The 13,551-nt window shown below is 72.9% G+C and carries 12 protein-coding genes; 1 reads left to right on the top strand and 11 read right to left on the bottom strand.

What is annotated here, in order from left to right:
- The 11 genes from BKE38_RS07375 to BKE38_RS07425 form a co-directional block, all read right to left on the bottom strand.
- On the bottom strand, positions 1 to 2,634 hold a 2,634-nt coding region (locus BKE38_RS07375), incomplete at its 3' end, for an ATP-binding protein (protein WP_076956707.1).
- 102 nt (positions 2,635 to 2,736) lie between these two features.
- The gene (locus BKE38_RS07380) at positions 2,737 to 3,570 is read right to left on the bottom strand and encodes a DUF6683 family protein (protein ID WP_076956708.1); all 834 of its coding nucleotides are present in this window, start codon (positions 3,568 to 3,570) and stop codon (positions 2,737 to 2,739) included.
- A gap of 149 nt (positions 3,571 to 3,719) precedes the next feature.
- Positions 3,720 to 4,619: a DMT family transporter gene (locus BKE38_RS07385; protein WP_076956709.1), complete on the bottom strand. Its 900-nt coding sequence runs from the start codon at positions 4,617 to 4,619 to the stop codon at positions 3,720 to 3,722.
- Positions 4,620 to 4,750: 131 nt separating this feature from the next.
- Positions 4,751 to 5,740 carry a tripartite tricarboxylate transporter substrate binding protein gene (locus tag BKE38_RS07390; RefSeq protein ID WP_076956710.1) on the bottom strand — a complete coding sequence of 330 codons (990 nt, stop codon included), beginning with the start codon at positions 5,738 to 5,740 and terminating at the stop codon, positions 4,751 to 4,753.
- 99 nt (positions 5,741 to 5,839) lie between these two features.
- Complete coding sequence (locus tag BKE38_RS07395; RefSeq protein WP_076956711.1) at positions 5,840 to 7,348, bottom strand: tripartite tricarboxylate transporter permease; 1,509 nt, start codon at positions 7,346 to 7,348, stop codon at positions 5,840 to 5,842.
- 7 nt (positions 7,349 to 7,355) lie between these two features.
- A complete protein-coding gene (locus BKE38_RS07400) occupies positions 7,356 to 7,823 on the bottom strand; it encodes a tripartite tricarboxylate transporter TctB family protein (protein WP_207553522.1) in 468 nt (155 codons plus the stop codon).
- A 217-nt stretch (positions 7,824 to 8,040) separates the two neighbouring features.
- The gene (locus BKE38_RS07405; RefSeq protein WP_076956713.1) at positions 8,041 to 8,256 is read right to left on the bottom strand and encodes a hypothetical protein; all 216 of its coding nucleotides are present in this window, start codon (positions 8,254 to 8,256) and stop codon (positions 8,041 to 8,043) included.
- Between the two features lie 119 nt (positions 8,257 to 8,375).
- On the bottom strand, positions 8,376 to 9,599 hold the full coding sequence (locus BKE38_RS07410; RefSeq protein ID WP_131829509.1) for an MFS transporter: 1,224 nt from the start codon (positions 9,597 to 9,599) through the stop codon (positions 8,376 to 8,378).
- 109 nt (positions 9,600 to 9,708) lie between these two features.
- The gene (locus BKE38_RS07415) at positions 9,709 to 10,485 is read right to left on the bottom strand and encodes a VOC family protein (RefSeq protein WP_076956715.1); all 777 of its coding nucleotides are present in this window, start codon (positions 10,483 to 10,485) and stop codon (positions 9,709 to 9,711) included.
- Positions 10,486 to 10,621: 136 nt separating this feature from the next.
- On the bottom strand, positions 10,622 to 11,521 hold the full coding sequence (locus tag BKE38_RS07420) for a LysR family transcriptional regulator (protein ID WP_076956716.1): 900 nt from the start codon (positions 11,519 to 11,521) through the stop codon (positions 10,622 to 10,624).
- A gap of 57 nt (positions 11,522 to 11,578) precedes the next feature.
- Positions 11,579 to 12,604, bottom strand: a complete 1,026-nt coding sequence (locus BKE38_RS07425) for an SMP-30/gluconolactonase/LRE family protein (RefSeq protein ID WP_083747360.1) — start codon at positions 12,602 to 12,604, stop codon at positions 11,579 to 11,581.
- A 225-nt stretch (positions 12,605 to 12,829) separates the two neighbouring features.
- Here BKE38_RS07425 and BKE38_RS07430 point away from each other — a divergent pair.
- Positions 12,830 to 13,551: hypothetical protein (locus BKE38_RS07430; protein ID WP_420014307.1), on the top strand; the 722-nt coding region annotated here is incomplete at its 3' end.

The following is a 13,551-nucleotide window of genomic DNA, read 5'->3' on the forward strand; positions in this document are numbered from 1 at the left end:
GCGCAGCCGCAGAAGTTCCGGCTCGTACCAGTGGTCGTGGTTGCCGCGGGTGCGCTCCAGGATGGCGTCGATCTCGCCCAGCGCCTCGGCATGGCGGCCGGTCAGGCTGTAGCCCTCGGCCAGCCCGCCGCGGATCTGGCCGGAGCGCAGCGCCAGCGCGGTGGGCGACATGCTGGACAGCGCCGCGGCCAGCCGCGCCGTGCCCGCGGCGGCCGAGCCGCCTGCCTCCGCGGCGGCGCGGATCGCTTCCAGCCCGGCGAAGATCTCCCGCCGCGGCTGCCAGACACCATGCCGGCCGAGGCGCTCCTGTAGCAGGGCGATGCCCGGCGCCGCATGGCGCAGCCCGCCGCAGAGCAGCGCCAGCGGCAGGGCGGCGTGGAACACGGCGAAGCCCAGCGAGAAGGGATGGTCGATGGTCAGCGCATCCTCGACCGCGGCATTGGCCAGGACCATGGCGCGGTCCGGCTGGCCCTGCAGCCAGAGGATCTGCGCCAGGGTGGAGGTGCTGAGGATGCGCTGGTCGAAATAGTTCATCCGCCCCAGATGCGAGGCGACGGGGCGGCGGGTGTAGCGCGCCAGCATGCGCTCGGTCAGGCGGCGGGCCTCGGCCTGCTCGCCCATGTTGTGCAGGACATAGCCGACCAGCCGGTCGGCCATGGCGGCGTCGTTCGGATCGGGGGCGCTGGCCGCCTCGGCGCGGAAGCGCCCGGCCATGGCGAGCGCCGCGCGGAAGTCGCGGTCCATGGCGACCACGGTCAGGCCGTTGAGCGCGCGCAGCCGGTGCTCCTGGTCGTCCAGCCGCTCGGCCAGTGCCAGCGTCCCCTCCCAGCCGCGCGCCTGGGCCGGCACGTCGCCCATCAGCAGCGCCACCGTGCCGAAGGCGGCGTGCAGCTGCATCGCGAGAGAGGGCGGCGTTGCCGGCGCGCGGTCGAGGGCGGCCAGCGCCGCCTCCAGCCGGCGGCGGCTTTCCTCGACCAGCCCCAGCACCGCCCAGAGCGGCGCCGAGGCGACCGCCAGCGCCAGCCCGGTCTGCACCGCGCCGGGCTCCGCCGAGCCCTCGCCCAGGGTCCAGTCCAGCGCGGCGCGCAGATTGTCCAGATGCGGCGCCAGGCGGCGGCGCAGCTCGGCCGGCGGCTCGCTGGCCCAGAGCGGCCCGGCCGCCGCGAAGACGCCGCGCAGCCAGGCGGCGTGGCAGGCGGCCAGCCGCGGCAGCTCGCCGCGCTCGGCCAGCCGGCCCAGCAGATAGGCCCGCGTCACGTCGAGGCAGCGGTAGCGCATGCCGGCCGGACCGGGCTCGGCCAGGATGAAGGATTTCTCCACGAGGTCGGCCAGGTGACCGACCGGGGCGGCCTCCGGCCCGGGGCCGTGATGCAGCGCGTCCAGCGCCAGCGCCGCCTCCAGGCTGAAGGGGCCCTTGAAGATGGCGAGCATGGCCAGGAAGCGCTGTTCTTCCGGCGCCAGCAGCCGCTGGCTCCACTCCAGCGTCGCCCGCAGCGTCTGGTGCCGCGGCAGGGCGGTCCGCGTGCCCTGCATCAACAGAGAAAAACTTTCGTCCAGGCGGCTGGCCAGCCCCTCGATGCCGAGCTGCGCGGCGCGGCCGGCGGCGAGCTCGAGGGCCAGCGGAATGCCGTCCAGCCGGCGGCAGATGTCCGCGAGAGCCGGTGCCTCGGCGTCGCGCAGCGGCGCGCGGGCGCCGGCGGCGCGCATCCGCTGCAGGAACAGCTGCGCCGCCGGGAAATCCTGCACCGCCGCCGCATCCCCCGCCGCCACCGCGGGTGGCACGCCGAGCGAAGGCAGGCGGTAGCGCCACTCGCCCTCGATGCGCAGCGGCTCGCGGCTGGTGGCCAGGATGCGCAGGGATGGCACCTGGCGCAGCAGCGTCTCGGCCGCCGCGGCGGCGGCGTCGATCACCGCCTCGCAGCTGTCGAGCAGCAGCAGCAGCGGCCGGTCCTGCAGCGCGGTGGCGACGGCGCCGAGCAGGTCGCCGCCGCCGGCGCCAAGCTCCAGCGCCGCGGCCAGGCGGCTGGGCAGCCGCGCCGGGTCGGCCAGGCTGCCGAGATCGACGAAGCAGACCTCGAGCCCCGCGGCGCGCGCCACGGCGACCGCCAGCGTCGTCTTGCCGATGCCGCCCGAACCGGTCAGCGTCACCAGCCGCCGCCGGCCGAGCTCGGCGGCGAGGGCTGCGATGGTGGCCGCCTGGCCGATCACCGGGGCCAGCCGCTCGGGCAGCGGCGGCAGGCGGCCGACAGGCTTGTCGGCGGCCGCGGGGGGAACGGCATCGGTCTGCACCGGCGCCACGAAGCAATAGCCGCGGCCGGCGATGCTGAGGATGGCGCGCTCCAGCCCCTGGCCGGCCGCCAGCGCGCGGCGCAGGGTGGCGACCTGGGCGCGCAGGTTGCTTTCGTCGACCTGCTGGCCGGGCCAGACCTCGGCCATCAGCTGGCGCTTGTCGACCACCTCGCCGGGGTTGCGGGTCAGCGCCACCAGCAGCGCCAAGGCGCGGCTGCCGAGCGCGACCGGCGGCCCGGCCTCGCCCCGGGTCAGCAGATGCCGCGCCGGCCACAGGAAGAGGCCGCCGAAACGGAGGGGATGCGGGTCCTCCCCCGCGCCTGCGTCCTGCCGCCGCTCCGCCATCGCCTGTCAGCACCCGTGAACCGTCTCGCCCAGGCAAAGAACGCGCGGGCGGGGGCGCAATCTGCCATGCGAGCCCGCCAGCGGCAACCGGAGGGCGCGGCCTCAGCCGCGGCGGTGGAAGCCCTGCGCGTCCAGCACCAGGCTGCGCGGGTCCAGCCCGGCCTGCTGGCGGAACATGGCGACCGCCCCTTCGGCATAGCGGGCGGCATTGCCCTCGCGCGCCGCGGCCTGCCAGCCGCCATGCAGCACGACGAAGAGGATCTTGAACTCCTCGCCGAGCGCGGCGCGGGTGGCGGGATCGGCCATGCGGGCGTCGCGCGCCAGCGAGGTGGCGACCTGGCGCCGCACCATCGGCAGGCTGCGCGGATCGGGCTCCGGCGTGTTGGTGGCGATCATCCAGGCCAGCACCAGATAGGCGGTCAGGGCATCGGCCACGTCATGCGGGCGGATGCCGTAGCTGGCGGTGATGCCCTGGTAGATCTGGCCGATGTCGTGCTGCGCGAAGATCGGCGCCAGGGCCTGGGCGGCATTGGCGTCGTTCTGCCGCAGCCGGGCCAGGAAGTCTTCCTGCGCCCGACGCGCGGCGGCGGGGTCGGGGGGATAGGCGAAGCCGGCCTCGGCCGCCGCAGGCGGGCTGGCCGGCTGCCCGGCCGGCGGCGCCAGCGGCACGGCGAAGGGATTGGCCATGCCGGGCGCCGGCGCGGGGCCCGGAGCCGGCGGCGGCGCCTCGCCCGGGGCGGGAGCGGCGAAGAGGTCGCGCAGCCCGGGCGGGGGCGCAGTGTCGGTGGAGATGCCGGCCCGGATGGCGCGCGGCGCTTCCGGCGCAGGGCTGCCCGCCGGCGGCGCCGCCAGGGCGGGGAAAGCCCCCGCCGCCAGCAGCATGCCGAGCAGCGGCCGGGCCAGCCGCCGAGTTCTGTCCTGCTGCCAGGCCTGCATCGCCACGCCGTCTCCGTCCGGCGCCGCGGCCCGCTGCCGCGGCCTGCGCCGTCGCCGCAATTCTGCGAGGCGCATCGCGGCCAGGGAATGGCGGACGGCTTCACGCTGCCGCCAGCCCCGGACACATCCGGCGGAGCGTGAGCTGCGTCCTATTGGGGATGGACGGGCGGCACCCGGCTCCAGCCCTTGGGCCGGCGGACGCCCTCGCGCTTGAAGGTCAGCACGCCGGAGAACAGGATGATGGCGACGCCCACCGCCATGATCGGCTCCAGGTGATCGTTGAAGACCCAGTAGCCGAAGAGGATGGCCCAGATCATCTGGCTGTACTGCGCCGGCGCCACCAGGCTGGCCGGGATCCGCGCCGAGGCCAGCATGACCAGGATGTTCCCCGCCGCCGCCAGCAGCCCGTAGCCCAGGATCCACAGCCATTGCAGCGGCGTGGGCCAGAGGAAGCCCGGCAGCATCAGCAGCCCTGTCGCCAGGATCGGCCCGATCAGGCCGGCACCATAGAGAGAAATCCGCTTCTCCGTCTGGCCGAAGGCGCGCAGCGTGACGACGGTGACGGCGCCGGACAGCCCGCCGACCACCGCGCCGACATGGCCGATGTTCAGCTCGCGGAAGCCCGGGCGCAGCACCACCAGCACGCCGACGAAGCCCAGCAGCACCGCCCCCCAGCGCCGCCACCCCACCTGCTCCTTCAGGAAGACCACCGAGAGCAGGGTCACGAAGGTCGGCATCAGGAACAGCAGGCAGAAGGCCTCGGCCATCGAGAGATGGGTGAAGGCCACCACGCTGCCCAGGCTGCCGGTCGCGGCGGCCCCGGCGCGCACGCCCCACATGATGCGGTTCCTGGCGCGGAAGATGTCGCGGTACCGCTCGCCAGGGCGCTTCACCCAGGGGATCGCGACAATGCCGGAGAGGGCGCCGAAGAACACCGCCTCATAGGCGCTGATCTGGCCCTCCAGCAGCTTCACCGAGGCGTCGGAGACCGCATAGGCAAGATAGGCGAGGAAAGCCAGCAGGATGCCCTGCGTCAGCGTGCGGTCCATGAACGGCGTCCCGGGGAAACCATCCCTTTGACGCGTTGCAGCATGGACCGGAAGGGGGCAACGAATGACAACCCGGAGAAAGCAAGCAGCGGGGGAAGGAATTCCCCCGCGCCCCCTTCTCTTCCTGTCAGTTAAGCCTTCGCCAGGCCCGCCGCCTTCATCGCCACGCCCATCGCGGCATCGGTCTCGGCCATCACGCGGCCAAAGCCGGCGCCGTCCGCCCAGTCCATGCCGAAGCCGCGCGACTTCATGAACTCGGCATATTGCTCGGACTTGTAGACCTTCTCCAGGGCGGCGGTCAGCCGGGCGCTGATCTCGGCCGGCAGCTTCAAGGGGCCGCCGATGCCGCGCCACACCGCGGTCTGGTAGTCGACGCCCAGGCTCTCCTTCAGCGTCGGGATATCCGGGAACTGCGGGTCGCGCTGCGGCGACATGATCGCCAGACTCCGGGCCCGGCCGGCATCCAGCATCGCCCGCGCCTCGGGGATCGAGCAGGGCACGATGTCGATGCCCCCCGCCACCAGGTCCTGCATCCCCGGCGCCGCGCCGTTGGAGGGCACCCAGCGCACATGGTCGGGCTTCAGCCCCATCGCCTGCAGCCAGCCGACCAGCGCCAGGTGCCAGATGCCGCCCTGCCCGGTGCCGGACGCCTTCAGCCGGCCCGGCGGGCTCGCCTTGATGCCCTCGGCCAGCGCCTTGATGTCCTTGTAGGGCGAGCTGGCGCTGACCTGGACGCCGGGCGCGTCGCGGTTGACCAGGCCGAGCGGCGTGTAGTTGGCATGGGTCAGCTCGGTCAGCCCCTGCCAGTGCATCATGGCGATCTCGACCGTGATGATGCCGATCGAATAGCCGTCCGGATTGGCGCTGGCGATGGCGGCATGGCCGACCACGCCGGAGCCGCCGGTGCGGTTCACCACGTTCACCGGCTGGCCGAGCTCCTTCTCCAGCAGGGCCGCGACGATGCGCGCCGTGGCGTCGGTGCCGCCGCCGGCGCCCCAGGGGCAGATCAGCTGCAGCGGCCGCGCCGGATAGCGCGGCTGGGCCAGGGCCGGGGCGGCGAGCGGCGCGGCGGCGAGACCGGCGCTGGCGCCAAGCAGCGTCCGGCGGGAAAATGACGTCATCGGGACCTTCCTTCCTGAGCTATTCTGTCGTCTTGGTTGCTCCGGCATGGATGCCGGTTCATCTCGAACTATGAACGAAAGCCTGGGCCGCAGCCAGCATCACGCGGGGCGCTGCAGCGGCGGCCGGGTGCGGGTGCGGCGGCGCAGCAGCCAGGCGCCGACCGGCCAGAGCAGGGCGCCGGCGGTGATCGCCGCCAGCACGCCGGAGATCGGCCGGTCGATGAAGGGCAGCAGGCTGTTGTCCGACTTGATCAGCGAGGTGACGAAGCTCTGCTCCACCATCGAGCCCATGACGATGCCCAGCACCAGGGCGGCGACCGGATAGCCGTTGCGCTCCATGACGTAGCCGACCACGCCGAAGAAGCCGACCATCAGCACCGAGAACATGTTGTTGCCGGTGGCGAAGGCGCCGACCGCGCAGAGCATCAGGATGATCGGCATGATCGAGGCCCGCGGCGCCCGCAGCACATGCGCCGCCAGCCGGATCATGATGATGCCCAGCGGGATCATGATGATGTTGGCGAGGATGAAGATGATGTAGAGGGCGTACATGCTGGAGGCGCGCTCGGTGAACAGCGTCGGCCCCGGGTTCAGCCCCTTCATGTAGAGCACGCCGATGGCGATCGCCGTGATGGTGTCGCCCGGGATGCCGAAGAGCAGCGCCGGCACCCAGCCGCTGGCCAGCGACGCGTTGTTGCTGGCGCCCGCCTCGACCAATCCCTCGGGATGGCCGGTGCCGAACTTCTCCGGCGTCTTGGAGAAGCGCTTCGACATGGCGTAGCTGACCCAGGCGGCCATGTCGGCGCCGGCGCCCGGCAGCACGCCGATGATGATGCCGATGACATTGCCGCGCCACATCGGCCATTGGTAGATCTTGGTGAGCGCCCATTGCCCGGCCATGATGCTGCCGAACTTCCGCCGCGGCAGCGGTGGCGGGTCGAAGGTGGCCAGGGCCCGCATCACCTCGGACAGGGCGAAGACGCCGACCAGCGCCGGCAGCGGCTCGATGCCGCCCAGCAGGTCGGGCTGGCCCCAGGTGAAGCGCGGCGCGCCGGCCGGATTCTCCATGCCGATGCAGGAGACCAGCAGCCCGAGCAGCATCGAGGCGATCGCCTTGACCGGCGAGGAGCGCGCCACCAGCGTCGCGCACATCAGCCCGAGCACGGCGAGCCAGAAGTATTCATAGGACGAGAAGTTCAGCGCCACCTCGGCCAGCAGCGGCGCCATCACCACCAGCGACAGCGTGCCGATGATGCCGCCGACGGCCGAGAACCACAGCCCGGTGCCCAGCGCCAGCTCCGCCTGGCCCTTGCGGGTCATGGCATAGGCCTCGTCCGTGTAGGCGGCGGAGGCGGGCGTGCCGGGGATGCGCAGCAGGCAGCCCGGGATGTCGCCGGAGAAGATCGCCATGGCCGAGGCGGAGATGATGGTCGCCACCGCCGCGATCGGCGACAGGTAGAAGGTGACGGGCACCAGCAGCGCGGTCGCCATGGTGGCCGACAGCCCGGGCAGCGAGCCCACCACCAGCCCGTAGATGGACGAGGCCAGGATGGCGATCAGCACATCCATCTGGCCGACCAGGCGGAAGCCTTCGAGGAGATCGTTCATGGCGCGCTCACCAGGGCAGCGGCAGGATGCCGTCGGGCAGGGGCACCCGCAGCAGCTTCATGAAGATCGTCGCGATGCCGAGCGGGGCGAGCACCGCCAGCGGCAGCGCCAGCCGCCAGCGCGCGCCCAGCGCCAGGGCGACGACCAGCACCATCACCGCCGCCGTTGGCAGGAAGCCCAGCCAGTCGGCGACCAGCGTGTAGAAGACCAGCAGCAGCGGCGGGATGAAGGCGCGGATCTCGGCGAAGCGCGGCGGCTGCGGCAGCGCCTCGCCGGGAGCGGCGGGGATGACGTCGTCGGGGGCCTCGAAGCTGTGGCCGACCCGCAGCAGGATCAGCAGGCCGCAGCCGATCAGCCCGAGGCCGATGATGGTGGGAAAGACGCTGGGCCCGACATCCTGGCCGGGCACGCCGGGCTGCAGGCTGGCGCCATAGACGGCGACGCCGCCCAGCGCCACCAGGAATCCCCCGGTCACTCTGTCCGAAAGCTGCAATGCCTCGATCCCCTTCCCTGGCCCCCCGAAGGTCCGGGCGAAGGCGCGAGCGGCCCTGCCGGCCCCGGTTGCGGGCTTTCTCTTTCTTGGCCAGGGAAGTGTGACGACGCCGGAAGATTCCGGTCAAGGACTTGTCTGACAAGAGGACAGGAGGCGGCGGCCCCCTGCCCGTCCCGTCATGCCGGGGGTTAGCCCGGCATCACGCCGCCTGGGGGGTCTTCATGATGACATAGCCGCCGCGCTCCAGCATGCGCAGCACGGCTTCGGCGGTGCGGTCGGCGGTGAACTCGCCGAGCGGCCGGCCCGGGGCGATCGGGCGGCTGCGGCCGCGCTCGTCATAGCGCAGCGCGAAGGAGATCTGGCCGGCGATCTCGGCCGGGTCGGCCAGGCGCAGCGGCACGCGGGGATCGGACATCGGATTGTTCCTCATGGTCGCGAAGGACAGGGCGGCGGCGAAGCGACGCGGCCCTCCGGTGAGGCAGAGCTACCACCAAGAACGGAACGTGAACAAGTCGATTCTGGCCGGCGCGGCGGTTAGCCGCGCAGCAGGCGGGGGATCATCGGCAGGCCCATGGCGGCCGGCAGCGCGGCCATCACCAGCAGCGGCAGGGTCCAGCCGAAGCCGGCGACCATCAGGGCGAAGCCGAAGGGCGCCGCGAAGTAGCAGAAGAACACCAGCAGGGTGACGCCGGAGGTGGCGTCGCTGATGCGCCCCTCGGGCGCGACGCGGGCGACCTCGGCCAGCGAGATGCCGTTCCAGCTGGCGGCGACGAAGCCGCAGGCGGCGGCCATGGCGCCCAGCAGCCAGGCCGGCGTGCCCACCGGGGCGAGCGCGAAGACTGCGGCCAGCGCCGAGCCGGCGAAGGCCTGCACGGCCAGGACCAGGCTGGGCCGGCCGCTGCGGTCGGCGACCCAGCCCAGCAGCAGCCGGGCGGCGACGCCGCTGCCCTGCATGGTGGCGAAGATCAGCCCGGCCTCGGTCAGCGACAGCCCGTGCTTGGCGACCAGCCAGGTGACGACGAAGGCGAAGAGCGAGCCCTGCAGGCAGGCGAAGGCGCCGCTCAGCAGGGCCAGCGGCAGCAGCAGCGGATGCAGCGACAGGGCGGAGAAGGGTGCGGCCAGGTTGCTCGGCGCCAGCAGGGCGCGCGGGCCGATCGGGCGCGCGGCCTCGCGCCCGGCATCGAGCGTCGCGCGCCAGGGCTGCACCACGGCGCCGGCGGCCAGGCCGAAGGCCAGGCCGAGCAGGCAGACCGCCTCCCAGCCGTAGCGCAGCGCGACGGCGGGCCCGACCAGGCCTGCGATGACCGCGCCGAGCGGCGCGCCCGCCTGCTTGACCGAGAAGATCAGCGTGCGGTGCCGCGGCGGCGCGGTGGCGGCCAGGATGCGGCTGCCGGCGGGCGGCGTCGGGCCATAGCCGATGCCCAGCAGCAGCGAGGCGGCGAACAGCGCCGGCGCCCAGCCCAGCGCCGCCAGGCCGATCGCCAGGCCCGCCAGCGCGACACCCAGCTGCAGCGTGCGCACCGGCCCCCAGCGCAGCAGCAGCGGCGCGCCGCAGGCCAGGAACAGCGCGGTGCCGAGCGAGCCCAGCCCGGCCAGGTAGCCGATGCTCTGGCCGGACAGCCAGATGGCGTCGGTCATCACCGGGGCCACCACCGGCAGGGTCTGGCCCAGCGCGGCGGCGGCGGTCTGCATGGTCAGGGTGACGCCCAACGCCGACTGCCAGCGCGGCCTGCCGGAACCGGTCACCGCGCTGGCCAAGGGTTTTGCCAGATGCTGGAAGGTTCGGGAGTCGCGTCGAGGCGGGCCAGGAGCATGCGGCGCAGCATGGGCCGCGCCCCCTGCCCCGGCAAGCCGAGGCCGCCCGCGCTCAGCCGCGCCGGAGGGTGATGGCGGTGCCCCAGGGATCCAGATGCCGCTCGTCGCGGTCACCGATGATCTCGACCTCCGCCAGCCCGGTGCTGGGCAGGTCGCGCGGCCCGGCGCCGGCGCTGTTCCAGACATTGGCCGCCAGCTGGTGATGGTAGCCATCGGCGCCGAAGAAGCTGCCGCCCTGGTAGCGGGCGGTGACGCCGAAGCCGAGCCTGCCGGCATAGAAGGCCTCGGCCGCCGCGGTGTCGCCGACCTGCAGATGGACATGGCCGATGCTGGTGCCGTCCGGCGCGCCGTTCCAGGCCGGGCCGTCGCCCGCCGACAGCAGCGCCGGCAGGTCGAGCGGCTCGGTGCCCATGGTGACCTGGCCGTCCTGCCAACGCCATGCGGCCTCGGGGCGGTCGGCATAGACCTCGATGCCGTTGCCCTCGGGATCGGCCAGGTAGATGGCTTCCGAGACCGCGTGGTCGGAGGCGCCGGCGATGCGCTGCCCGATCGCCGCGGCATGGCGCAGCCAGCGGCCGAGCGCAGCGCGGTCCGGCAGCAGGAAGGCGGTGTGGAACAGCCCGGCCTCGCGGCGGCTGCTGCGGCGGGCGGCGCGGTCCTGGCGCAGCGTCAGCAAGCGGGTCCCGCCGGCGCCGAGGACGGCTTCGCCGCCGCCCGCGGCCAGCAGCGAAAGGCCGATGACGCGCTGGTAGAAGCCGCTGACCTGGTCCAGGTCGTGCACCACCAGGGTGACCTGGCCGATGCGCGGGTCGAAGAGGCGGTTGGCCATCGTTCTTTCCTTTCAGCCCAGGCGACCTGGAACAGTCGGGCAGAGGGCATGGTCTTCGTCGCCAGGAAGATGCTCGCTGCCGAACCCCGCGATTACCGGGCCGGATCGGGGCTTTCTTCTTCCGATCCGGAAGAGATCACCAGCCCTGGTCCCAAAGCGGGGTCGCCGCGAAGGCCCTGGCCAGAAAGTCGACCAGTACCCGCAGCTTCAGCGGCAGCTGGCGCGCCGGCGGGTAGAGGGCATAGAGGCCAAAGGCGGGCGGCTCGACGTCGCGCAGCAGCGGCACCAGGCGGCCGTCGCGCAAGGCCGGGCCGGCGACGAAGCTGGGCAGGCGGGCGATGCCGAAGCCGGCCTCGGCGGCACGGGCGCAGGCCTCGGCATTGGAGAAGCGCAGCCGGCCGGCGACCGCTACCTTCACATCGCCGGCGAAGCGCCAGTGCAGCGGGTCGCGCAGGTTGCTGTCGATGATCAGCGCATGTCCCACCAGATCCGCAGGCGTCGCCGGGGTGCCATGGGCCGCCAGATACCCTGGCGAGGCCGCGCAGGCGACGCGGATGTCGCAGAGCCGGCGCGCGATCAGGCGGCTGTCCTCCGGCTGGCCGATGCGCAGCGCGGCGTCGAAGCCCTCATCGACCAGGCTGACCGGCCGGTCGGAGAAATGCAGGTCGAGCTCGATCCCCGGATAGGCGGCCGCGAAATCGAGCAGCAGCGGCGTCAGCTGCGCCGTGCCGAAGCTGATCGGCACCGACAGCCTGAGCCGCCCGGCCGGCGCGCCCGAGGCCTGGCGGATCGAGGCATCCAGCGTCTCGAATTCGGCCAGCAGCGGCCGCAGCCGCTCGTAATAGGCCTGGCCGAGCTCGGTCGGCGCCAGCGCCCGGGTGCTGCGCCTGATCAGCTGGACGCCGAGCAGCGCCTCCAGCCGCGCCACCAGCTTGGAGGCCTGGCCGGAGCTGGTGCCCAGACGGATCGACGCGGCAGAGAAGCTGCCCGTCTCCAGCACCGCGATGAACATCCGGTCGCAGTCCAGCCTTTCCATTGTTCTGTCAGTTCCGTCGCGCCGTTGGCGCGACGGGTTCTACAAGTCCTGCGTGGCTCAGACCAGCGCGGCGCCCTGCGTGTTCACGTAGACGGAGTACAAAGACTTGCTCGCCGCCATGAACAGCCGGTTGCGGTGCCGGCCGCCGAAGCAGAGATTGGCGCAGCGCTCCGGCAGGGCGATATGGCCGATCGGCTTCCCGTCGCGGTTGATGATGCGCACGCCGTCGAGCGCGTCGCTGCCCATGCCCCAGCCGCACCAGAGATTGCCGTCGACATCGACGCGGAAGCCGTCCGGGGTCTCGCCCTCGGCGCAGGTGAACAGCGCCCGGCCGGCGCCGATCCCCTGCCCGTCCGGGTTGACGTCGAAACTGCGGATGACGCGCGGCGTCAGCCCGCCCTCGATGACATAGAGCAGCTTCTCGTCCGGCGAGAAGGCCAGGCCGTTCGGGCGGTTCAGGCGGTCGGTGACCAGCGTCACCGCGCGGCTGGCAGGGTCGATGCGGTAGAGGCTGGTGGGCAGCTCGACCGGCGCAGGCTCGCCCTCGTAATGGCCGAGGATGCCGAAGGGCGGGTCGGTGAACCAGACCGAGCCGTCCGACTTGACCACCACGTCATTGGGAGAATTCAGCCGCTTGCCGTCGAAGCTGTCGGCGAGGACGGTGATCGAGCCGTCGAACTCGGTGCGGGTGACGCGGCGGGTCAGGTGCTCGCAGCTGATCAGCCGGCCCTGGCGGTCGCGCGCATTGCCATTGGCGAAGTTGGAGGGTTTGCGGAACTCCTCCACCGCGCCGCTCGCCTCGCTCCAGCGCAGCAGGCGGTTGTTCGGGATGTCGCTCCAGATCAGCGCGCGCTGGTCGCCCAGCCAGACCGGGCCTTCCGACCAGCGGGCGCCGGTCCAGAGCCGCTCTACGGCGCCGGCCGCCAGGCGATAGCGGGCGAAGCTGGGGTCGAGGATGCGGATCGCCGGATCCGGATAGCGCTCGGCCGGCGCCCATTGCGCCCGGGCCGGCGCGGCCAGCAGCGCCGCCCCCAAGCCAAGCCCGCCGGCCAGCAGCGCGCGGCGCCCTGAAAGATCCTGCATGCATCCCTCCCCTGTGCTTTTGGCGCCCGGACCAGAGCCGGGACGCCGCAGCGGTAGCATTGTATGACGTCATACATGAAGCAATATCCGCTTCGCTGGCGCTCCTTATCTCGCAACTGCGAAGACGGTTAATTAAGCGTCAGCACCCATGCCCTAACGCGCCAAGCCTGGACTCAGCTTTCGACGAATCGCGCCCCTGTGGGGCCGGCCCAAAAGGGGATGACTATGGCGGAGAGCAAGGGCATGGCGGTGCGGGGCATGTCGGTTCGGGGAATCCTGGGCGCGGTGATCGGGGCGCTGGGCGTGCTGGGCGTCGCCGGCAGCGGCGCCGATGTCTGGGACGGCTGGCGCGCCCGCGGCCAGGCGGAGCGGGTGGCGACGCTGTCGCGCATCGACGCCGCGCTGTTCGACACGCTGAACGCCGCCCGGGTCGAGCGCGCCGCCATGCTGGCCGCACTCGCCGGCCAGGGCCCGGCCGATGCCGCCGCCACCGCCCGTATCGCCGAGCTGCGCGGCCGGGCGAACGCCGCCTTCGCCGAGGCGCAGCGCCGCATGGAAGGCGCCGGGCTCGACGCCCGGCTGACCGGCCCGCTGGCCGCGGCCCAGGCCGCCATGACCGCGCTGCGCGGCCGCATCGACGCCGCGCTGACGGCCGCCAGCCGCGAGGCCGATGCCGGCCCGGCGCGGGAGAGCCAGGCCTATCTGGACGCGCTGACCCGGGCCGACGCCGCGCTGACCGACATCATCCTGCGCGCCAATCCCGGCATCGGCCAGCTGCTGGGCATGAAGCAGGCGGTGTGGTCGGCCCGCCTCGCCGCCGGCGGCATCGGCGGCATGTCCGAGGTGCTGCTGGCCGCCCGCCGCGCCCCCACCCCGGCCGAGGTCGCGACCGCCGCCGAGCTGCGCGGCCAAGTCGCGGTGATGTGGGCCCAGGCCCAGGCCATCGC

Origin of the sequence: Teichococcus deserti (genome assembly GCF_001982615.1) — a bacterium.
Classification (GTDB): Bacteria; Pseudomonadota; Alphaproteobacteria; order Acetobacterales; family Acetobacteraceae; genus Pseudoroseomonas; species Pseudoroseomonas deserti.